This is a genomic window from Pseudoalteromonas sp. SWYJZ98 (assembly GCF_015864495.1).
Taxonomy (GTDB): Bacteria; Pseudomonadota; Gammaproteobacteria; order Enterobacterales; family Alteromonadaceae; genus Pseudoalteromonas; species Pseudoalteromonas distincta.
In genome coordinates this window covers 22,134-44,214 of sequence record NZ_JADYXA010000016.1, presented here as the reverse complement: position 1 = coordinate 44,214, position 22,081 = coordinate 22,134, and the positions used below count along the sequence as shown (strand labels likewise).

Annotated in this window: 22 protein-coding genes; 15 read left to right on the top strand and 7 right to left on the bottom strand. The window is 39.5% G+C overall.

Annotation, left to right across the window (positions count from 1 at the left end; genetic code table 11):
• Window positions 1-104: 104 nt before the first annotated feature.
• The gene (locus I6F10_RS11315; protein WP_197098852.1) at window positions 105-2,186 is read right to left on the bottom strand and encodes a TonB-dependent siderophore receptor; all 2,082 of its coding nucleotides are present in this window, start codon (window positions 2,184-2,186) and stop codon (window positions 105-107) included.
• A 168-nt stretch (window positions 2,187-2,354) separates the two neighbouring features.
• Here I6F10_RS11315 and I6F10_RS11310 point away from each other — a divergent pair, with 168 nt between their 5' ends.
• The 5 genes from I6F10_RS11310 to I6F10_RS11290 all read left to right on the top strand — a co-directional run bounded on the left by I6F10_RS11310 (window position 2,355) and on the right by I6F10_RS11290 (window position 6,589).
• Window positions 2,355-2,978: a fused MFS/spermidine synthase gene (locus I6F10_RS11310; RefSeq protein WP_039488814.1), complete on the top strand. Its 624-nt coding sequence runs from the start codon at window positions 2,355-2,357 to the stop codon at window positions 2,976-2,978.
• Complete coding sequence (locus I6F10_RS11305; RefSeq protein WP_002959148.1) at window positions 2,971-3,855, top strand: spermidine synthase; 885 nt, start codon at window positions 2,971-2,973, stop codon at window positions 3,853-3,855. The genes I6F10_RS11310 and I6F10_RS11305 overlap by 8 nt, the downstream gene beginning before the upstream one ends.
• A 133-nt stretch (window positions 3,856-3,988) precedes the next feature.
• Window positions 3,989-4,456, top strand: coding sequence for a MarR family transcriptional regulator (locus I6F10_RS11300; protein ID WP_197098851.1), 468 nt, complete (start codon window positions 3,989-3,991; stop codon window positions 4,454-4,456).
• An 8-nt stretch (window positions 4,457-4,464) separates the two neighbouring features.
• Window positions 4,465-5,529 (top strand): HlyD family secretion protein, encoded by a 1,065-nt coding sequence (locus I6F10_RS11295; protein ID WP_002959152.1) that lies wholly within the window; start codon window positions 4,465-4,467, stop codon window positions 5,527-5,529.
• 10 nt (window positions 5,530-5,539) lie between these two features.
• Window positions 5,540-6,589 carry a DUF2955 domain-containing protein gene (locus tag I6F10_RS11290; protein WP_197098850.1) on the top strand — a complete coding sequence of 350 codons (1,050 nt, stop codon included), beginning with the start codon at window positions 5,540-5,542 and terminating at the stop codon, window positions 6,587-6,589.
• A gap of 113 nt (window positions 6,590-6,702) precedes the next feature.
• Here I6F10_RS11290 and I6F10_RS11285 read toward each other — a convergent pair whose 3' ends face one another.
• Window positions 6,703-7,860 carry a benzoate/H(+) symporter BenE family transporter gene (locus tag I6F10_RS11285; protein ID WP_197098849.1) on the bottom strand — a complete coding sequence of 386 codons (1,158 nt, stop codon included), beginning with the start codon at window positions 7,858-7,860 and terminating at the stop codon, window positions 6,703-6,705.
• Window positions 7,861-8,238: 378 nt separating this feature from the next.
• Here I6F10_RS11285 and I6F10_RS11280 point away from each other — a divergent pair, with 378 nt between their 5' ends.
• On the top strand, window positions 8,239-8,943 hold the full coding sequence (locus I6F10_RS11280; RefSeq protein ID WP_182692382.1) for a hypothetical protein: 705 nt from the start codon (window positions 8,239-8,241) through the stop codon (window positions 8,941-8,943).
• A gap of 126 nt (window positions 8,944-9,069) precedes the next feature.
• Window positions 9,070-9,813: a zinc-dependent metalloprotease family protein gene (locus I6F10_RS11275; RefSeq protein WP_002959157.1), complete on the top strand. Its 744-nt coding sequence runs from the start codon at window positions 9,070-9,072 to the stop codon at window positions 9,811-9,813.
• Window positions 9,814-9,904: 91 nt separating this feature from the next.
• On the opposite strand, the gene I6F10_RS11270 is transcribed toward I6F10_RS11275, so the two are convergent.
• Window positions 9,905-11,125: an alkaline phosphatase family protein gene (locus I6F10_RS11270; RefSeq protein ID WP_039488828.1), complete on the bottom strand. Its 1,221-nt coding sequence runs from the start codon at window positions 11,123-11,125 to the stop codon at window positions 9,905-9,907.
• A 162-nt stretch (window positions 11,126-11,287) separates the two neighbouring features.
• Here I6F10_RS11270 and dgt point away from each other — a divergent pair, with 162 nt between their 5' ends.
• Together dgt and I6F10_RS11260 are read left to right on the top strand one after the other, a co-directional pair.
• Window positions 11,288-12,754, top strand: a complete 1,467-nt coding sequence (dgt, locus tag I6F10_RS11265; RefSeq protein ID WP_197098848.1) for a dGTPase — start codon at window positions 11,288-11,290, stop codon at window positions 12,752-12,754.
• Between the two features lie 72 nt (window positions 12,755-12,826).
• Complete coding sequence (locus I6F10_RS11260; protein ID WP_197098847.1) at window positions 12,827-14,494, top strand: cell surface protein; 1,668 nt, start codon at window positions 12,827-12,829, stop codon at window positions 14,492-14,494.
• 292 nt (window positions 14,495-14,786) lie between these two features.
• Here the strand turns inward: I6F10_RS11260 and I6F10_RS11255 are convergent, their stop codons facing one another.
• From I6F10_RS11255 to I6F10_RS11245, 3 genes are all read right to left on the bottom strand, one after another.
• Window positions 14,787-15,665, bottom strand: a complete 879-nt coding sequence (locus I6F10_RS11255) for a bile acid:sodium symporter family protein (RefSeq protein WP_165723796.1) — start codon at window positions 15,663-15,665, stop codon at window positions 14,787-14,789.
• A gap of 86 nt (window positions 15,666-15,751) precedes the next feature.
• Window positions 15,752-16,333, bottom strand: coding sequence for a uracil-DNA glycosylase family protein (locus tag I6F10_RS11250; protein ID WP_138490136.1), 582 nt, complete (start codon window positions 16,331-16,333; stop codon window positions 15,752-15,754).
• 150 nt (window positions 16,334-16,483) lie between these two features.
• Window positions 16,484-16,840: a VOC family protein gene (locus I6F10_RS11245; protein WP_039488837.1), complete on the bottom strand. Its 357-nt coding sequence runs from the start codon at window positions 16,838-16,840 to the stop codon at window positions 16,484-16,486.
• Window positions 16,841-17,067: 227 nt separating this feature from the next.
• Between I6F10_RS11245 and I6F10_RS11240 the strand changes: the two genes are divergently transcribed.
• The 3 genes from I6F10_RS11240 to I6F10_RS11230 are packed head-to-tail and all read left to right on the top strand — an operon-like array spanning window position 17,068 to window position 19,339.
• Window positions 17,068-17,409 (top strand): hypothetical protein, encoded by a 342-nt coding sequence (locus tag I6F10_RS11240; RefSeq protein WP_165723795.1) that lies wholly within the window; start codon window positions 17,068-17,070, stop codon window positions 17,407-17,409.
• Entirely contained in the window at window positions 17,406-19,007 is a 1,602-nt protein-coding gene (locus I6F10_RS11235) for a PepSY-associated TM helix domain-containing protein (RefSeq protein WP_165723794.1), read from the top strand. The genes I6F10_RS11240 and I6F10_RS11235 overlap by 4 nt, the downstream gene beginning before the upstream one ends.
• On the top strand, window positions 19,004-19,339 hold the full coding sequence (locus I6F10_RS11230; protein ID WP_165723793.1) for a DUF3325 domain-containing protein: 336 nt from the start codon (window positions 19,004-19,006) through the stop codon (window positions 19,337-19,339). The genes I6F10_RS11235 and I6F10_RS11230 overlap by 4 nt, the downstream gene beginning before the upstream one ends.
• Before the next feature lie 488 nt (window positions 19,340-19,827).
• Here the strand turns inward: I6F10_RS11230 and I6F10_RS11225 are convergent, their stop codons facing one another.
• Complete coding sequence (locus I6F10_RS11225; RefSeq protein ID WP_024605217.1) at window positions 19,828-20,358, bottom strand: lipocalin family protein; 531 nt, start codon at window positions 20,356-20,358, stop codon at window positions 19,828-19,830.
• A gap of 130 nt (window positions 20,359-20,488) precedes the next feature.
• Between I6F10_RS11225 and I6F10_RS11220 the strand changes: the two genes are divergently transcribed.
• The 3 genes from I6F10_RS11220 to I6F10_RS11210 are packed head-to-tail and all read left to right on the top strand — an operon-like array spanning window position 20,489 to window position 21,921.
• Window positions 20,489-20,944, top strand: a complete 456-nt coding sequence (locus I6F10_RS11220; protein ID WP_002959175.1) for a YaiI/YqxD family protein — start codon at window positions 20,489-20,491, stop codon at window positions 20,942-20,944.
• Between the two features lies 1 nt (window position 20,945).
• A complete protein-coding gene (locus I6F10_RS11215) occupies window positions 20,946-21,509 on the top strand; it encodes a DUF6942 family protein (protein ID WP_024596053.1) in 564 nt (187 codons plus the stop codon).
• A 19-nt stretch (window positions 21,510-21,528) separates the two neighbouring features.
• Complete coding sequence (locus I6F10_RS11210; RefSeq protein WP_024596052.1) at window positions 21,529-21,921, top strand: ACT domain-containing protein; 393 nt, start codon at window positions 21,529-21,531, stop codon at window positions 21,919-21,921.
• Window positions 21,922-22,081 lie beyond the last annotated feature (160 nt).

Below are 22,081 nucleotides of genomic sequence, written 5' to 3'. Positions count from 1 at the left end.
TAAAGAAAACTTAAGAAACCTTAATTTAAATAAAAAAGCGCCTTAATTATTAAATTAAGACGCTTCAGGATGAAAACTGTTTAAAAGCTTAATAAGCTAAGCTATTAAAAATTATAAGCTATCGACATTTTAAATTGCGTAGGCGCCCCCGGATAAACCCACAAAGCGTTGTAACTACTTTGAGCGTAGTCTTCATTAAAAATGTTATTAATACTCACATTTAGCTCTGTTTTATCTGTTAGATTTAATTGACCAAACAGGCCGACCAATTGGTAACTTGGTAGTCTAAAGCTCAAATCTGCGGCATCACCTAGGCGGCTGCTGGTATATTGGTAACTTGCACCAAATTCAAGCTCTTTACCCATTAATGCTGTTTGATGGCTAAGTGTAAGGTTTAGATTGTTTTTTGGTACATTTACCAGTGGGCTGCCTTTTTCTATTGGCACGCCCCAATCGGCATTAATAATGTCGTTTGCTGTGGTGGCATCTATATAGGCGTACGATAAGTTAAATGCTGTTGCATCGGTAATATAGGTATTTAAATCAAGCTCAAACCCTTTGCTATCAGCTTTACCAATGGGAGCCGAAAAACCAACGTTTACAGGGTCTGCCACTAACATATTACTTTTAGAAGCATCAAAAAATGCCACAGTACCGTTTATGCCTAAGTACTCAAACTTAGCGCCAACTTCAAACGAGTCACTGTATTCAAAGCCAAACGGGTCGCCGTTTGCATCAGTACCGCTCAGTGGTAAAAAGCCTTCAGAGTAACTGCTGTAAAAGGTTATTGTATTATTTAGTTCGTACACTACGCCAACGCGTGGGCTTATTTGGCTCTCAGAACTGGTTGAAAACACACCGCTGTTGGTTTCTAAAATATCTTGGTCTACGCTATCAAATCTAAGACCAAGTAAAAGTTTAAACTTATCAGTGATATCCATTTGATCTTGAATGTAAATACCGTAAGCGTTTTGCTCTTCATCATTTTCATAAAGTAGCGAGACAGCAGGACGTTCACCAGAATAATCAGGCTCAAAAATATCAATAGTATAAGTGCCATTACCGCCACGATAACGAGAAAGCGCTGTGCGCAAATCGTATTTATATGCATCAATACCTATTAATAAATGATGCGAAATGCCGGCTGTATCTAAACTTCCACTAACTTCAAACTTTACGCTTAAATCTTCTACTTCGTAGTCGCGATAGCGCTGCTGGCGGGTAAGTGTGCGGCCATCGTCAAATAACGATTGGCGTGACGGTGCAAGTTCTGCATCTGACGAAAAACCCGTTAAGCTAGAGTCTCGATAATTTGCACCTACAACGAGTGACCATTCCTCGTTAATATCGTGATTTAACGTAATTTGATGGCCTCGAGAGTAAACCTGCGTGTCTCCATCGTTTGGGTTACCTAAATAGCGCGAGCTTGGTAGGGTGTCAAAATCGTTATCGAGTACGACAACACCACGGTCGAATAGCTGAGCTAAATCAACATACTCAAACTCATATGTTACACTGGTCGATGCGTTTATTTGATGATAAATAGACGGCGTAATCACCTTTTTATTGGTGTACACCTCATCGCGGTAGCTGTCACTATCTTGCCATGCGCCATTTATTCTAAACGCGGTGGTATCGTTAATGCCGCTGGTGTAATCGCCTTCAACGCGATTAAAACTGTCGCTACCTAAGCTTAGTTTTAGCTCACCCTGTGAATCAAACTGTGGCTTTTTAGTTACAATATTTACAGTCCCGCCTGGCTCTGATCGCCCATAAAGTGCTGAACCTGGGCCCTTTAGTACTTCAATGTAATCAATGTTAGATACATCACGCGGGCCGCTAAAACCACGCCCACCGCTAAAGCCATTAACTAAATAGCCCGATGGCATGTTTTCGTTACCCGAAAGGCCACGAATAGAAAAGCTATCCCACAATGCACCGCTATTGTTTTTACGTGAAATACTAGCTGAAAAATCAAGCGCATCTTGTAGTTGAGTAATTCCTTTTTTATTAAGCTCAGCACTATTAATACTAACTATAGATTGTGGCATTTGCTTTTGAGGAATATCACCGCGATAAGCTTGTTTATAAGTGACAGATATTTTTTCGATTTCTTCTTTTTGATCTTGCGCAATACTGGGCGCACTAATTCCTAGGCAGGCTAAATAAATTAAAGAGTACTTCATGTGATTGATTAACTAAGCAAGTGTTATAGTATAACAAAATTGTAGCATGTGTTACTTTATAACAAAACTTCTTTTTAAAAAATCACTGAGCGATTAATTAATGCACTAGCGACTGCCGTGTCATCACGTTAGTATAGTGTTCTACTTAAGTTACATAACGATAATTACATGAGCATAAAAACAAACGCGTTAATTTACTTTTTAGCTTTTTGCAGCGGTTTTTGCATTATGGGGATTGAACTTTTAGGAGGGAGAATTCTCGCCCCTTTTTTTGGTAGTAGCGTACATATTTGGGGCAGTATAATTACAGTATTTATGCTTAGTTTATCTTTTGGGTATTTACTTGGCGGTAAACTCAGCACTAAAAATGCATCACTTACCAAATATGGTTTAATATTTTTAATAGCCAGCATTATGGTGGTGCCTATTACATTATTTTCGCAGCCAATAATGGAATTTATATTTACCCATATTGAAGATAGCCGCTACGGCTCACTCTTGGCGTCAACCGCACTATTTTTTATACCTACCGTTATTTTAGGCATGATCTCGCCCTACTCTGTGCGCTTACTGGTAACAGATAGCGATAAAAGCGGCCAAGTGGCTGGGCGTTTATACTTTGTAAGTACGCTTGGCAGTGCACTGGGTACTATAATTACCTCGTTTTATTTTGTACTCGCGTTTGACGTAAATACTATTATTAGCGCCTTTGCTCTAACGCTTGGGTCACTGGGTTTAGTCGCGATTGTAATTAATACCTTGGCTAATAATAAGGAGCTTGCTCATGCTTAAATATTTACTACTGCCGTTAATTGCATTTTCGGGTTTTGCGTGCAGTAAAGTTATCCACGAAGAGCGCTCGCTTTATCGCAATATTATTGTTGAAGAAACGAGCGACTTACGTTGCCTTAAATTTAATACTAAAAGTAGCCAAACAAGCCAAAGCTGTATGTATAAAAACAATCCCGACAAACTTGTTTTTAATTACACTAAACTTACTTTTGCGAGCCTTTTAGTAGCCGATAATCCTAAAAATGTACTTATTATAGGATTAGGAGGCGGTACGCTTTCTAACGTTATTCATGAGCTATACCCCACTGCAAAAATTCATAATGTTGAAATAGATCCTGCAGTAACTAAAGTTGCACGCGATTACTTTAACTTTATAGAAAACGATTTAGTGACATCAAGCGTGCAAGATGGCCGTATTTTTATAAAACGTGCCGCAATTAAAAAACAAAAGTACGATTGGATTATTTTGGATGCATTTAACGGCGACTATATTCCGGAGCATTTGCTTACTAAAGAGTTTTTTGAAGAAGTACAAAGCGTATTAGCCGAAGGCGGCGTTATAGCTGCAAATACGTTTTCAAGTAGTAAACTTTATGAACATGAGTCGGCAACTTACCACGCTGTATTTGGCGACTTTATAAATGTAAGTCGCGAAAATCGTAGTAATCGTATTATTTTAGCGGGACTTAAATCAATGCCGAGCGAAGCGCAAATTAACACGCGTGTAAATGCTCTCGCCCCTAAATTAGTAAAATACGGTATAGACATAAAAGCGATTAGCCAATTTATGCAATTTACTAAAAACGATCAAGATTGGCCCGCAGATACAAAAGTACTTACCGATCAATACTCCCCAGCTAATTTACTTAACTTTTAAACTCCTGCTAAACCTCACCATTTTTACAAGTGAGGTTTAGCAAATATTTTGCTACTTCCCGCACTTACACATATTTACTTAGCAAGCTAAGTAATGATAAAATAGTTAGCTTGCTAACTATGTTGGGGTGGCTATGCCTACACACAAACCTTTTCACGAAACACTCGATTTAACAGTTATCGGTAATATGGGCCGAGTTCATCGTTTATGCCGCGAAGCGGTAACCATTGCGGTTGAGCCTTTAGGGCTTACTCAATCGCGCTGGACTGCACTAATGCATATTAGTATGCGTGGTGAGGGACTAACACAACTTGAACTTGCTAATAGCTTAGGGATAGAAATGCCTTCATTGACTCGTACGCTTAAGCAATTAGAGGAACAATCGTTAATCGTTCGCCGTGTAGACAAACATGATAAGCGCAGTAAAAGACTCTATTTTACTGAGCAAGGTGATGCCATTTTACATTCATTGCAAGAGACTATTTCCGATATAAAAAATCAGTTATACAGCGGTTTATCTGTTGAGCAACTAGATGCGATTGCATTTGGTTTGATCAAAATGGAGCAAAACGCCCTTAAATGTATTCAAGTTAATAAGTAAGGCTAAAAATGACACCGGATCAAAAGTTTGCACGCTATGTAAGGTTTTCTCTCATAGGGTTTATCTTAGTATTTATTTACTATTTAGTGGCCGATATGGTTTTGCCTGTGACACCACAAGCACGTGTTTATCACCCTGTTGTGCAAATATCACCGCAAATTAGTGGCCGAGTCACTAGTGTGCAAGTTAGTAATAACCAATCAGTTAAAGCAGGCGATATATTATTTAGTATCGATGAAGGCCCATATAATTTAGCTAAAGAACAAGCTCAACTCGCCCTTGATGATGCCAAATTACAAAATAAACGCCTTGATACCAATGTTAAAGCGCTTGAGGCACAAATAAGTGCTGCAAACGCTAAACAGCATGAGCAAAAACTATTAAAAAGCAGAGGCGAAAAGCTCTATAAGCAAAAGTCTATATCGGAGCAAGAACTTGAAAGCATTCGTGCTAATTTTGAAGCGAGTAAAGCAAATGTTGCAGCCCTTGAAGCGCAGTTAGCTGAAGCGGTTTTAGCTAGAGGTGACTCAGGTAACAAAAACTTAGCCATGCGCCACGCTGCAAACCAGTTAGCGCAAGCTGAGCTAAATTTATCCTACACAAAAGTGCGCGCATTAAGTGACGGCGTAGTTGCTAACTTACAGTTATTAAACGGCGCATACGCAGTTGCAGGCAGCCCGTTATTAGCTATTGTCGCTAAAAAGGCAGATTTAGTTGCCGACTTTAGAGAAAAGTCACTCTCAAATATGAAGCAAGGCACACAAGCGCGCGTAGTATTTGATAGCCGCCCAGGTGAAGTTTACGACGCAATACTTGAAACATTTGAAGCAGGCGTTAGCAGTGGTCAACTTAGTGCTAATGGTTTACTAAGTACAACAGAAACCAGTAATCGCTGGGTGCGTGATGCACAGCGTCAACGCATTCACTTAAAGCTGATAAATCATCAAGACTTAATAGCAAACATGCCTAGTGGCTCACGTGCAACAGTACAATTATTACCAGAATCAACAATTGGGCAATGGTTTGGCTCTGCACAAATCAGGTTTATTAGCTGGTTACACTACATTTATTAATGGAGGCTTTATGACTCAAATTGTTAGCCAAGGCCCACAATTAGACTCCAATGGCCTTCGCCAAGCACTGCGCATTGCAGGTGGGTGTACCCTTGGCTTTACTATTAGTAAATTAATGAACTGGCCCAATGGTATATTTTTTACCGTTTATCCTATGTTGATATTGGGCATGGTACCTACGTTAAGTCGTGGGCTGATAAATCAATTTATAGCATCTGCTGCATTTAGCGCACTTATAGTGCTGATAATGCAGGGATTGTTTTCTCACTTGCCAGTCGTTATGACATTGTTAGTGTTTGGTGTTTTCTGCTTTTTATTTCATAAAATGAGTAGCGGTAGTGCCTTTTTATTTGGCGCTTTAGGCGTGATCAGCCTTTCTATTCAGCTACATTTTTCCAGCTATGTTGCTCAAGGAAGCAGTATTTATCCGTTAATCTTGACTAATGGTTTGGCTATATTTTTAACCGTTATTATTGGAGCATTAATGCATGGCCTATTCCCTGATGTAACCGCAAGGCCCGGGCGAGTAATGCCAGCTAAAGCAAAAGAAAGTATTCGCCATGAGGTATTGTTATGCTCAACCGTGGCTACGCTCTCTTTTGTTGTTTTTCAGGTTCTTGATTTACAAGACTCAATATCTGCGCAGGCAGCTTCTGTGCTTATTTTATTTTCGTTGTGCTGGAAAGCCGCAGGTATGGCCGGTTGGCAGCGAGCAATTGGAACGCTTATAGGCTGTAATGCAGCGTTACTATCGCAACTATTTTTGTATAGTCACTCTGATTTTTTACTTTTTCCGATGGCTATTTTATGGATACTTTCGTTTGTTTTTGCGCGCTTTCATATTTTAGGCGGAGGCATACCTGGTATTGGTTTTGGTGTATTGACTACATTTGGTATTTTGTTTGGAAATTCACTCGGGCCAGGCCAAGATCTTGTTTATAGTGCAATGTACCGGTTTAGTTCGGTATCTGTGGCTATAATCTTAAGCTTATGTGTTGTGTATGTTATGCACCATATACTTAATCGGTTTAGCGTAACTCGCCATCATACTTATGATTAGGTAAACTCTGTTTGTAAAACTAAAGGCTGCAATTGCAGCCTTTTTAATAAGCGTGGTTAAACTATTTTAATCATCTATATGAGCAATAATTTCGCTTTACATATTCACAGTTTTTAGTCTTTCCTGGTGATAATAAGCGTTAGCACACCCGCTATAACCCCCCAAAAAGCAGACCCTACTGAGAGCAATGTTAAGTTAGATGCAGTTACTAAAAAAGTGACTATTGCGGCCTCAGTATATTCAGTACTACTAAGGGCTTGCTGCAAACTATTAGCAATGGTGCCAAATAGCGCAATGCCCGCCAAAGCTAAAATAAGTGCCTGTGGTAAACTTGCTACCAAGCCAACTAATGTAGCTGCGCACAACGCCATTAAAATATAAAATACGCCAGCCGCTATACTCGCCCAATAACGTTTATCATGATTTTTATCCGCCTCATCACTCATACATATAGCTGCGGTAATCGCGGCTAAATTAATAGAGTAGGCTCCAAAAGGAGCGCTAAGCATATTTACAAAGCCAGTAACATTAAGAGATGCAGATATAGGCGCTTTATATTTATGTGCTTTTAAAACCGCAATACCCGGTAAATTTTGCGAAGTCATGGTAACTATATAAAGTGGTAAACCTATACTAATACATGCTTGCAAGTGGAAAGCGGGTTCAATATAAGCAAATTCGCTCATTTTCCAGTGCAGCGCGCTGGTATCAATATGGCCCATTTGCCAAGCGAGTAATACACCTATAATAAGCACGCTTAACATAGCAAAGCGGGCAAAAAAGCGTTTACCAATAAAGTACATAACGACCATTAAGCCAATTACTAAAGGCATGTCGTTCATAAAATTAAACACATCGATACCAAAGGTAACAAGCACGCCGGCCAACATGGCGCATGCAAGCTCACTTGGAATACGGTTCATTATTTTTTCAAACCAGCCCGTAACCCCCGACAAAAACACGAGCAATGCACTGAGCATAAACGCGCCAATAGCCTCATTTAAGTTATACCCTTGGGCACTTGAAATAAGTAATGCAGCTCCCGTGGTAGACCACGCAATTAAAACAGGTACTTTGTAATAGTACGATAAACCAATTGACGTTGTGCCCATCACTAAACCGAGCATTAAAATCCAACTAGCTACTAAATCGGGCGTACCACCAAGGGTTATCACTACCTGATAAATTAATGCAATAGAACTCGAAAAACCAATAATTACAGCCACAAGTCCTGCTGTAATTCGGTTAAGCAACTGATCAGACACCTTCATAAATTCCTCGTAATGCATTTATGCAGCACACAACATACGTGCCCAATAATTACATTGCAATTAGCGATTGGTTTACAAAAGGTGAAATAAATTCACTTTTTATTTTTCATTGTAATTAACGTCAAAAAGTCACTTTTAACCATTGTATTTAACTAAACAAACAAGTACCTGTAACTGCGCCAAAGCCCGCGTAAACACTACTAAAAACCAATACTAAAAAGAGCAAAAAACACACCAAAAATAAATATCCTTATATTTTATAAGGAATTATGAAATTTAGAATTAATTCTTTTCGGTTACATTTATTATCTTGATCTAATCCATTTAATAATATAAAACGTAACAAACAGTTAACTAAAAACACTAAAAGAGAAACAAATGAAGAGATCTGTCGTCTTACTAATTGCTATACCATTATCGGCATTTGCAGTTTATGGGCTATTTTTTAATGCAGATGAAACGGGCGAACCTATCGCGCCTGTTGCTATTGATTTTGTTCCTATTGATTTACAAAAAACGCGCAATACACATCCCCCTGCACCTATTGATATGAGTAAAGATCCAATTACCGTTAAACCCATTGTTGCCCCTGACAACAATTTACCGTTTGAAGAATTTGATGCCGTAAATCGCCTATCCGACAAAGCAAAGCAAGTGCTTATAAACGCAAAAGTTTTACCTACCGACTTACATAACGAAGCCTACATTGAGTTTGATTTAAATTCTTTACAGGCTTTAGAAACTGGCGAAAATTTTGATTTAGCTATTCCGCAAACAGCCGAAACATTCACCGCAGAAGTGACTAATGTGGTTGAGTCTGAAAATGGCGATAAGAGCATATTTGGCAAAATAGTGGGTGTTGATGGCCGCATGCATAATACCGTTTTAACGGTAGGTAAAGATGCCGTATATGGCCAATTTACTGCACCTTCTGGCAACTATGTATTCGAAAGTAAAGGTAAGTACGGATGGATTGCAGCAAAACGCGATTTATATAAAAGCCACATAGAGCATGAAGTAACCGCACCAAAGCCCAAATCAGATAAAAGCATCGATATATTTGCACCAAAAATTGATGGCTAACCAATAATCAAAATATAAAAAACAACTAAAGCCGCACTATAAAGCAGCTTTAGTGTGTCTGCTTTTTATGAGCTCAACCAAGTTAAAAACAAGTTCCAACCACAACAAGAGTAAGGAAATACAATAATGAAAAAAGTAATCACAACAACCGCACTGGCTGCGGCATTATGTGCAGCAAGTGTTGCACAAGCAGAAACAATCGATATCGGTATTTTATATACCGACCAATCAGCTGCTGCAACTAGCAATATTGACACTAAAATAAATCAACTAATTGCTTTTAGTAATCAGGTATATAGCCAAAATGGCGTTGATATAACACTACGCTTAGCTGGCAAACAAAACTTAGGTGACTACGCAGTAACGCCGTCTGAGGATTGGTTAGATTCGGTTACAAATAGCAGCTACGTAGATGGTTTACGCAGCGATTGGAAAGCCGACATGATTGCCGTATTAGGTACTGGCCAAAGTGCTGGCAATGGGCTTATTTCATGTGGTTTAGCGTGGGTTGGCCAAGGCACTAATGGCAATCTATATAGCTCAATGAGCAGCCGTATGTACTCAATCACTGCAATTGATTGTGGTGCAACTACATTTGTACACGAACTTGGTCATAACCAAGGTTTAGCGCATTCACGCAAACAAGGTGACACATCTGGCGGTGTATATGTAGATGGCATGGGTCATGGCGTACAAAATGAGTTTGCAAGTATAATGGCTTACCCGCACGTTTACGGTAGCGCAACTCAGTACGATTACTTCTCTAACCCTAACTGGAGCGTAAACGGTATTGCATTTGGTATTACAAACCAAGCGTATGCAATTCGCACGGTTACTGCTACAAAAACAAGTATTGCTAACTTTAAATAAGTAGCGCAGTAAAAAAGTGGGCTAAATAGCCCACTTTAAAGTTTTAACATGTTCTTCCCTGCAGAGCGCTTACGCGCTCTTATAAATTAAGCTAATGCACAACCACTTTTTGCTTAATTGCTGGCATTAATGTTTTACCATTGCCATCTACTTTGTTTAACAATTTAAGCCCCATCACTTTTGCAAGTACTGGGTAAATATCAAGGTTACTCACTTCTTTAAGGCTTATACCTTGTTTAAATGCAGGGCCTACAGCAATAAATGATGCTGCCATATCCTCGGTATATGCATAACCGTGAGTCCCTAAATAGGTTGGTTTTTTACCATTGGTAAATACCGCTGGCGCTGTAGTTTGCACCACAATATCGCCTACGCGAGTGCCTTTATTGTAATGATACGCTGCTAACTGCTCGTCAGTTAATACTGTATAACGACCGTTTGCTGCTTTTTGTAAACGAGCTTTATAGCCGGCTATATCCGCATTTATTGCATCGGGTTGAGTGTATATGAGTAAACGTGGACCGGTGTTTTTAACTAAAAAGTTTTCATCTTGAGGCAGTGTGGTTACATCAATGCTTTTATCTGGATCTATACTCGCCATACCGTGATCCGAGACAATAACTAAGTTTACCTCTTGCTCTAATTTACTTAAGCGAGTTTGTAATTGCCCCATTAATTCATCAAGCTGTTTAACTGCATCTCGCGTTTGTGGTGCGTCTGGTCCAAACTCATGACCCATGCTATCAACTAGCGAAAAGTAACTCGCAATAAAACGTGGGCGCTGTGCTTTTGGTAAACTTAACCACTGAATAATTTGATCAACACGGCTTTGGTAATCGCTGTATTTAGAATAGTGATAAAAGTAATCTGGTGTCATGCCGTTAAATAATGCATCTGACTCAGGCCAAAAATAAGTAGCCGATTTAAGCCCCTGCATTTTTGCTAAATTCCAAAGCGGAATCCCCTTCACCCAAGTGCTATCGCCCAATGCTTTGCCCATGCTGTAACAGTCGTTTTTACGCGCTTTATCACAAAAGCTATTATCAACAATGCCATGGTTTACCGGCAGTAAGCCCGTAATAATAGAAATATGGTTAGGAAACGTTTTAGTTGGATAAACAGGTATTAGTTTTTGTGCGCGAACACCGCGCTCGGCCATTGCTTTTAAATTTGGCGCGCCGTGTTTTTCAATATAATCCCAACGCAGGCCATCAATTGATACAAGCACCACAGTTTGCTCTTTTGCAGCAAATGCGCTGTTCATTCCTAACATTAGGCAAATTGATACTGCCTTTAAAATCCACTGTTTCATTATAAACACCTATAAATGCACAACAATTACTCAAAAAATTATTTTAAAGCAAGTTGTTACTTTATGATACAAACTGATAGATTAAACCCTGTATATTAAAGACAAATGACTATGTGCTAAAAACTATGCCAGTCATCAATTGTAAAAAGGATAAGTATAAAGATGACCATAGATTTTAGTAAAAAAATAACGCCAGCACGAATGTATCGCACAACCTCCAACTTACAAATGGCGCTAGAAAGCGACCGTGGCCGTATTATTAACAGTGCCGCTATTCGCAGGCTTCAGCAAAAAACACAAGTGTTTCCGCTTGAGCGTAACGCAGCTGTTCGTTCGCGCTTAACTCACTCGCTTGAGGTACAACAGGTTGGTCGTTTTATAGTGCAACGTATTTTTGCAAATTTAAGCTACCAACAACAAAAAGATTACGGCTTAACCGAGCTAGAACGCCCCCTAGAAAGCTTAGTAGAAATGGCCTGCCTAATGCACGATATAGGCAACCCACCGTTTGGACATTTTGGCGAAGCTGCAATAAACCACTGGTTTAATAACAACCTAGCAAGCGTAACACCCGAGCGCTGCAAAGAGCCCAATACCGGTATAGGTGTTGTTTTTAAACACCTTGCGCTTGATATTTGTAACTTTGAAGGCAACGCTCAAGGCATACGTATAATTCATTCGTTGCAAACGCTTAATTTAACTTATAGCCAAAGTGCTGGTATTTTAAAATACACTCGACCTGCAGGGCTTGATACAAAAGATATACCGCAAAATAAAAACTACCTAATGAAAAAAGTAGGTTACTACTACAGCGAAAAAAACTTTGTTGAAGCACTACAAAAAGAGCTCACTATTGAGCCTTACTGCCGCCATCCAGCAAGTTATATAATGGAAGCCGCCGACGACATTTCGTATTGCCTAGCCGATATAGAGGATGCTGTTGAAAAAGGGATCATAAGCACCGAATTCTTATGTACACAGCTTAAAAGTCATTATAAAAAAGCACTCATAAACCTAACAATAGACGACACAGATCACCAAACTTTTGTAGATAAAGCAGTTGACTACGCACATGAGCGCGCCAAAGCACAACCGTATAACTTTAACAGCGAATTTTTTATATACCTGCGCGTAGCACTTTTACATCCGCTAGTTGGACATGCTGCAAAACGCTTTATTGAGAACATAGAACCTATTTATCATGGCGATTTTAACCAAGCACTTTTAGAAGATAGGAGCCATCTACACGCTGTAACCAAAATGCTAAAGCAAGTGGCACTTGAGCATGTATTTTCAAACAAAGAAGTCGAAAAATTAGAGCTACAAGGGTATCGCATAATTAATGGTTTGCTCGATTGCTATAAACCATTACTGCTACTAAACAAGGATGACTTTAAGCGTGCACTAAATGGCGATTCACGTTTATTAATTGAGTCGCGACTTGTAAAAAAGCTCTCTAAAAAGCACTTAAATAGTTACCAACACGCAATAGATGCGATGCAAGAAGAGCCCGATCACTTTGCAGCGTATGAATTTTATTATCGTTGTAGATTAATTCAAGATTATATAAGCGGTATGACAGACCAATTTGCTTACGATGAATATCGCAGCCTTATGGTTATCGATTAGTCGTATTACTCTGGATAATTTTCAATTTTGCGCTTAAAATCAAACTATTAATATTTAAGCGCGCATAACTTTATGATATCAAAACTAATTAGATTTACCCTTTGCTTTGCCCTATTTTATAGTGCGCAAAGTGCTGCATACAACGAAGCTATGTGCATTTTAATTAAACAAGAAATGCAGCAAAATAGTAATAATAAAGCGAGTCAAAAATATCGTAAGGCAGCGCGTGATTACAAAAACAACTGTAATAAGCCAAAAGAAATTCAAGCACAACCAAAGCCACAGATAATAGAGCCAGAGCCAGCCATTATTACTCAGCCACAACCTAAAATTGTTGAACCTGCCCCTGTAATTGAACCCACTGAAGAAGCTGTTAAAGATAGCATCAATGAGCAAACACTTAATTTAACTGATGATCAAAAACAACAAATTAACGATCAGCTAAATACCAATAGTAACGAAATAGTAATTGATGCACAGCCAACAACAGCAGTACCCGAGCAAGTAGTTACAGAACAAAAAAGCGAAGCCGCAATAAAGCAACTACAACCAGCGACGCCAAAGCAAAGCGTGCAACCTACGCTTGAAAAGCCTGTACCTGTAAAACCAGCACCTGTGTTAACTAAACCAGCGCCAGTTATTGCACCGCAAAGTGCAGCACAAAGCACAAGCTCATTACTTTTACCCACTTTAATACTTGTTATAGTGGTACTTATTGGCGCTATGATAGTCGTGCGCCTGCGCCGTGCAAAACAAAGTAAAGCGATGGCAGAACCTACTATGGCGCCTCCACCTGAAGTTGAATCAGAAAAAATTGCTACGCCAGTGAAACCTGAAATTAAAGCAACAAAGCCAGTACAAACAACAAAAGAGCCAGAGATTGAGCCTGTCTTCATCAACGAAGTAACACAAAATAATAAACCAGTTGAGAGCAGCGTAGAGGCAAATGAAGAGCCTTTAGAGCCTACGAACACTTCACAAAATGCAGATATTGAACATACACCACCGCAAATTGCAGATGAGCAAAACAACGTAGGTACATCATCGCAAACAAGAGAAATTGAGCCTGCACAAATAGAGCCAGCAGATACTTTAGAGCAAACAAGTACCGCTACGTTTAACGAAGTAAAGCAAAAACCTGAGCCTAATACAGCCGAGTTTGAAGCCGCCGCCAAAACAACCTTAGAGCGTATTAAAAATGCCAGCAGCTTTAATGAGCCAGAAGTACGCGACTTTGATCCAGATGCAAAGCCTGTAAAAAAACAACGTAAGCCCCATACAGCGCAAGTAACGGAGCCTGCGCCAATAGAAGCCGAACATAACACTGTAGAGCCGGTTATTAGTACTCCTGAGCCAGTAACAGCGAGTGAGCCGGTTGTAGATTTACACGCACCAGAGCAAATAGCTGACGCTCAATCGACTACATATACAACAGAGCAAGACTTTAAAGAACCAGAGGTACGTACATTTAACCCAGATGCACCATTACCTGGTGAAAAGCCGATGCCTAAAAAACAAAGCGCAACACCTGAGCAAACACAAACAACACCGCAAGTTGATGAGCCAGTAAGTGAGCCTAAAAAAGCAGACAGTAAAAATCCATTTGCTAACTTATCGTTAGACTCAAGCTGGGATCCTGACTCAACTGAAAAGCCCAAAATAGAAGAGAAAAAACGCGCGCCTAAATCGCAAGCATTAATAGATGCAGAAGAACGCGCTAAAAACATGCAAACCAAATAGTAAGTTTTAAAGTAGCGCCTCATATTTGAGGCGCTATTTTCACCGTATTACTTATACTCTTATCCCATCCTAAAATGCGCCTTAGTTATTAGAAGCTTCGCTCCTTGCGCGAGCAAGCTCAGCGCCTGGCGCAATATTCAAGCTTGAGAGTGTTTTATAAGCTTACAACTTGTTGGCGCGATGAGTGCAGAGCATACATTTAACTGGTGGTATTTTTAGACTTGAGTTTAAGGCTACGTTATCCGCAGCCATAAATTAAAGTAACTTGGTCAACATGCCCTAATTAAAAGTCCTAGTTAACAGCCCTAGCGGTACGTTTATTTTTAAGCTTTAACCCGCCAATTAATAGCAGTGGTCCTATAAACATGGCAAGGCCATACACGCCACCGGTAACTGCGTATTCTGGTTTATTTAAAAAGCTAATAGCGATTAAAATAGCTAACGATGCATTTTGAATTCCAACCTCAATTGAAAGCGTCAGCGAATCAGTTAAATTTAATTTTGAACACTTAGCAATTAACCAACCAACAACCATTGAACCAATATTAAGCGCTATGCACGCCCAAAATACGTTGTTAAATGAGCTAACTAATAAATCGCGCTCTTTTATTACTAGTGCGGCAATCATCATAAGCATAAAAAACAACGAGAAGCGTCTAAAAAACGGCTCTGCTTTAATGGCAAAATCACTTTTAAAGTGACGCAACCAAATGCCTATAGCAACTGGCACTAAGGTAATAAAAAATAGCCCTAATGAAGTAGTTAAAATAGAAAAAGTAGCATCGTCCGCTGGGGCAAACTGACTCATAGCAAAGCCAATAATAAACGGTGTGGTTATTATACTAATTGCGGTAGAGGCAGCTGTTAAACTTACCGAAAGCGCTAAATTAGCTTTAGCAAGCTGGCTTACTACATTTGACATAGTACCGCCGGGGCAAGCAGCTAATATCATTAAACCAATAGCGATAGGCGTTGGTAGGTTTAGTAAATAACACAGCCCTAATGCTAATAAAGGCATTGCTACAAGTTGGCCTATTAAACCCATGACAATGCCAAGCGGGCTTTTAAATAAACGAGTAAAATCGGTTGTTGTGAGCCCAAGACCCATACCAAACATAATAAGTGCAAGGGCGAGCGGAAGTATTACTTCAGTTAATATAGATGCATTCAAATTAGACAGCCTCGTTTGTTATTGTTTTTAATTAGAGTGTTAATTTTTAAGTTAACTGTAACGCCCCTTTACAATAACTAGAAGTATTACTTATTTAAAATAGCAGCCACGTGCTTATCTAGTTCTGGAAGTACATCTTGTTCAAACCATGGGTTCTTTTTAAGCCATATATTATTACGCGGACTCGGATGTGGAAGCACTAAATAATTTGGCCAATACTCACGCCACGATTTTACTAACTCCGTAAGTGGCATTTTTTTAGTCTCTGGTAAATGATACGCCTGCGCGTATTTACCAAGCACTATTGTCAGCTCAATATTTGGTAGTGCAGCCAATAATTGCTCGCGCCATGCAGGGGCACATTCTTTTCTCGGTGGTAAATCACCCGACTTCCCCCTACCCGGGTAGCAAAAGCCCATAGGTAAAATTGCTATATTATTGGCATCGTAAAATTCATCACGTGTTAGCCCAAGCCATTCTCGCAGGCGGTTTCCGCTTGCATCGTTAAACGGCACACCTGTTTCGTGAACTTTGATTCCAGGTGCTTGCCCTGCAATTAAAATACGTGCGTTTGGGTTAAATTGTATAACAGGGCGAGCCCCTAAAGGTAAATGAGGTTCACAGATCACGCATTTACTAACTTGCTCTATTAATTGGTGACTATTCATGCTTATTTGGCCTTAAATGCTTAATATTTATCCTAAATGGCCATTTAGGATAAATGAGTTGGTAAAAAATCGGTTTATTTTAATTAAAACGAGCGTTAGTTAGTAAAATCGTGATCTTTAAGCTCATTCGCGCTACAAGCCTTGTAAAACCTAGTGTTGCTCTGCCCATACAGCAAATTCATTGCCGCTCGGCTCTGCAAAATGAAACCGGCAACCACCCGGAAATTCAAAAATAGGTTTTAATATTGTGCCACCATGGAGTTGTACTTTTTTATACGTAGCGTGAATGTCGTTACTATAAAAAACCAATAGCGCAGCACCGTTTTGAGTTAGCGATTTAAGCGGCGCATTAAAAAAGCCACCATCAAGCCCTTGGCCACTAAACGCCGTGTATTCTGGGCCGTAGTCAGTAAACTGCCAATTAAATACACGACTAAAAAAGGCCTTAGTTGCGGGTAAGTCGCATGCAGGAAACTCAACGTAATTTAGTTTTTCGTGATCGCTCATCGTTATTCACTCTTTATTTTTACTCAGTTTATTAACCTTAAGCTTTACATAGAGCCTGTGCAATATCATTAAACAATATCAGATCAGTATTTTACTAAGTAATTAAGTAAGCATAACTTACTTAAAAATTAAATATCACAAATGAGAATAACTATCTTTTGTATTTGTAACATATATAATAGCGCCTTTGTTTTATCCTCAGCTTTAAATAAAGGGATTAATTAACTATGCAGGCACCTTTGCACAGTGCGCCATTCGATAAGGTTAACGTGATTACGCTTATAGTAAAAAGCGTAAGCAGTTATCGAGTTTTGGTATTTTTACGTTTTTTTATTGCCATAATTGGTGGCTATGCTTTTACCTCTGCAAGCACTGCGTTATTAAGTTTTGTATTGCCAATAGCTAAACAAGACGCTGTGCTGTTTAGTGTTTCAATCAGCATTTTAATTTATGCCGTTGTATTTATTTATGCTTTTAGCGTTAAATCATTAAAAACAGTATGGATCAGTATTTTACTAAGTACAGGAGCGTTCATAGGATTGCTTGCATTACTGAAGGGTTGGGTATGAAAGACAGCTTTTTCAGATCGATGACTTGGTTGCACACTTGGGTAGGGTTACTCGTTTGTTGGTTATTATATTTAATATTTTTTGCAGGGACTCTTAGCTTTTTTAGAGACGAAATAACGTTGTGGAATCAACCAGCCATTCATAATGTGCAAGCCCAAACACAGCGTATAGAAGCGCAAAAACAACAAATAATTACAGGGTTCGATTACTTAGCTAGCCATGGAGCTCACTCATCAAGCTGGCGTATTACATTACCCGAGCCGCGTATTCCTTATTTAATTTATGGTTATGCAAAACCAAAAGAGACAGGCCAGCGCCGCAGCCGGTTTGAAAACACACAGCTAAACCCTAATACCATGCAAGAGCTTGAGCCCTTTGTAGATACTAAAGGCGGTAACTTTTTTTATCGGCTGCACTATGATTTACATTACATGGATGCAATAACCGCACGCTGGATTGTGTGCTTTGCTAGCTTTTTTATGCTGATTGCCATTATATCGGGGGTGGTTATTCATAAGCGTATTTTTAAAGATATGTTTAGCTTTAGGCGTAACAAAGGTAGCCGTACATGGTTAGATGCCCATAACTTAAGCTCTGTGCTTGCCCTTCCTTTTCATTTAATGATTACTTACACGGGTATAATTACACTTATATTTATGTTGTTTCCCTACCCTGCGCAAATCTCTTATGATGACGGCATGCGTGGCTTTTTTAACGATGTAACACCTCGCAATACCATGACCGATAAAGCCCAAGGCGAATTGCCAATGGTGCCAATACAACGCATTTTAGATCAGGTTTATACTAAGTGGCCTCATGCAGATATTACTCGCGTACAAGTTAACCAACCAAATATGGCAGCTTCAACAATTACCGTATTGGTAAGCGCAGGTAAAACACTACGTGACCAAGCACCACGCTTAATATTTAGTGGTGCTACAGGGCAAATGGTCGCTAAAACTGATGACGAGCTAACTAGCAGCAAAGCGCTTTACGAATCGCTTAATTCTATGCATACAGGGCGTTTAGCTACGTGGTTGTTGCGCTGGTTATACGTATTAGGCGGTATTGCAGGCTGTGTAATGATTGGCTCTGGCTGTATTATGTGGGCTAAACGAATTCGCGAGCGAACTAAAAATAACGTTAAACCTTCGTTTGGTTTAAAATTAGTTGAAGGGTTAAACCTAGCCACTATTATGGGACTTCCACTGGCAACGTGTGCATTTTTTATTGCTAACAGACTACTTAGCTCAACTACCGCAGAGCGCGCCGATAAAGAAATACTCGCGTTCTTTTTAACATGGCTAGCGGTTGCTCTTTTAGCACTTATAAAGCGCGACACACTGCAATGGCGAGTTATGGCAGCTATAAATGCTGTTGCATGTTTAAGCGTACCGGTTATTAATGCCCTTACAACTAACGGTAATCTAGTTAGCTATTTGATGCACAAACAGTGGGCTTTATTTACTTTTGATGCACTGTTTTTGTTATTTAGTATATTGTTTTTTATACAAACCGAAAAATTACGTACTGCTAAAAACAACTCAAAAATAATCAGCCCTAGTCAATCTAATAACCTTAAAAGGCAAAAACCATGATTGATTTACTTGGGTTTAGCCTATGCCTGCTCAGTTTTAACTGTTTTGCGCTGGCTAAGTATAATCATTTTAAAGATGTATTTAAAAAACGCCCTACAGAATCCCAACGTAAAAAGCTGCTATTAGTTGCTTGGATCAGTATTTTACTAAGCTTGGTGCTTTGTATAGTTACTCAAGATGGATATGGTGCATTACTATTTTGCGGATTTATGAGCCTAAGTGTCTTAATTATAATGGTTTTTTATAATTTTTTACTAGGCTACGTGAAGTGGTTTAGTGTTTTAAATAGCGTGTTAGTTGTACTAAGTGGGTTGTTTTTAGCATTAAACTAGCCTTAGTTAGTAAAAACGTGATCCGTTATTTTCTCATAGATTAGGGCGTGTTGATCTTTGGTGGGTGAATTTGCAGCAGACTGTTTGGTATTTAGGCAAGGCAGAGCCTATGTAGTGTGGTTATTCCCCATAAATAGGCGATAACGCAGCATAAATACCAAACATGCGCTGCCCTTTGGGTTCTTTCTAGGGACGATTAACTCTTTGTTGCTCGGTTTTTACTTAGCCCACAAGGTTACAAACCTCGCGCCGCGATTTAATCGCCCCTAGATTGAACAGATTTCAATCCACAAAGATCAACACGCCCTAGGCAAAAAAAATGGCAAGCTATATAGCTTGCCAACAATAGGGGATATTCAGTGTTTCCAATACTTGCTGTCTCACGGCAAGTACACACAATATAACCATAATATATTTAAGTTACTTTACGGTTAGGTGACTCTTTTATTACTACTTTAAAAACGTATATAACTAACTGTAAACCCCCTTTACATAGTCTCTTGGTTTACCCAAATTATTTCATCGGTAGCAAAGCCCAACTCTTTAGCTTTAGTTAAAAAGTGTTCTTTAAGCTCTTTGCTAACCGTTGGTGTACGCGACAAAAACCACAAGTAATCTTTGTTGTAACTGGTTATAAATGCATATTGATAATCGGGTTGGTCAAGCTCAAAAATCACGTAAGCGCCATAAAATGGACCAAAAAACGAGACTTTAAAATGTCCTGTGTCGGTGCCCTCAACAAACTTGGCTAAGCCTTCGGCGTCATCCCATTTTTTATCATCCGTTAAATACCCTTTGTTAAGGACCTTTACTGTGCCGTCGTCGTTAATTGAATAAGTCGCGGTAACTTGCTCCATCCCTTCTTCGAATGAGTGATTAAGACGCGCTATTTCAAACCATTTGCCTTTATATTTTTGTATATCAAAGTTTTTAACGGGTGTTATTCCCTCAGGAGGGCTGGTGCAGGCACTAAGAAAAAATAACCCTGTAATAAGTAAACCGTATTTAATAGCCTTCATGTAAGCTCCTTTTTTAATTACATAAATCGTACGTATTATCTACATATAGATGGATATAAAGTTTGCTAGCCGATTAAAAAAATTTGCTATAGGATCATATTAATTCTAAAGCAATAAAAATGACCATAGCATGAAAATTTGGGTAGATGCAGACGCGTGTCCTGTTGTTATAAAAGAAATACTTTTTAGAGCTGCAGAGCGTATGAAAATCGAGACTATTTTAGTAGCGAATCACGCAATGCGTATTCCGCCGTCAAAATACATAAGCCGCGTTCAAGTATCGTCGGGATTTGATGTAGCCGACGACGAAATAGTAAAACGTGTTGAAAAAGGCGATTTAGTTATTACAGGCGATATTCCGCTAGCAAGTGAAGTAATTGATAACGGCGGGCAAGCACTCAACCCACGTGGCGAGCTTTATACCACCGAGAATATCCGCTCAATACTTAACGTGCGCGACTTTATGGATACCATGCGCTCAAGCGGCGTAGAAATGAGTGGTGGGCCGCCGCCACTTAGCCAAACCGATCGCCAAAACTTTGCAAATAACCTCGACCGTATTTTAGCGCAAAACAAGGCTAACTAACTTGAATACCCAATTAGTTGGCTTAGGTGATACGCAATTTAGCGTGGCGGTATACGTAGCAAAAGCGCCGCCCATGCCGTTTTTTGAAACACTTGAATACCTAGAACCGGTTATAAATGAGCAAATAAATACCATAAACCAGTACTGTGGTAATGGTTGGCGCAAAGTGTTTAACGTTTACGCCAAAGTGCTATTTTCCCTGCCAAGTGAGCATTATTCATTTGCTAAACAAGCCCCTACTTGGCAACAATATCGCGATGAGTATTTACTGCAAAAAAATAGTAAAACCGCCCTGCTATTTAGCGCGCCTGACACTACTATTACTTGCGCAGATAAAGCTACTAGCAATCAAAATCAGCTACACATAATTGCTGGGCGTACGCACGCTAAAAACTTATTACAACAAGGTAAGTTGCATGCACAATTTGATTGGCTCGACGACGAGTTTGCAATAGACACCAGTAACAACATTATTGTGTGCCCGTATTTTGATTACAGGCAATTAAGTAATATAAAAATTGCGAGATTAAGCGAGCTAGTCGCGCAGCTAAAAGGCACTAAATAACACATTGTAAGGAACGACCATGGCCGGAATTTTAGAGTTAAACGAATTATTAAAATCAATGCAGCCTGTGCTTAAACAAGGTGAATACATATTTTGCTGTTTGGCAGGGAAATTGGCTGATTATGTTCACTTAGAGCCACTTGCCACTTACGTTGAAGAGGAAGGCCTAACCCTTATTTTAAAAGCTGAAACCGCCGATAAAGCAGGTATTACTTACGAGGGTAAATATAATTTAATTACTCTTAATGTACATTCAAGCTTAGAGGCCGTTGGGCTAACAGCTGCGGTATCTGCAAAGCTAACTGAGCATGGCATTAGCGCTAATGTGGTAGCTGCGTTTTATCACGACCATATTTTTGTACAAACAGACAAAGCACAAGCTGCAATGAAAGCACTTGGAGAGATTGGTTAGGATTGCTGGCACAGTAATGATCTGAGTGATGTGGATATTAGAGCGTCGGGTGGCGCCTCACTTATCCGACCTACGCTTAGAGAAACTTCGGGGTGTAGAGAGGGTTATATAAAAACACCGAGTTTGTTCACTCGGTGTTTTTATTGGTGCTAAATAGCGG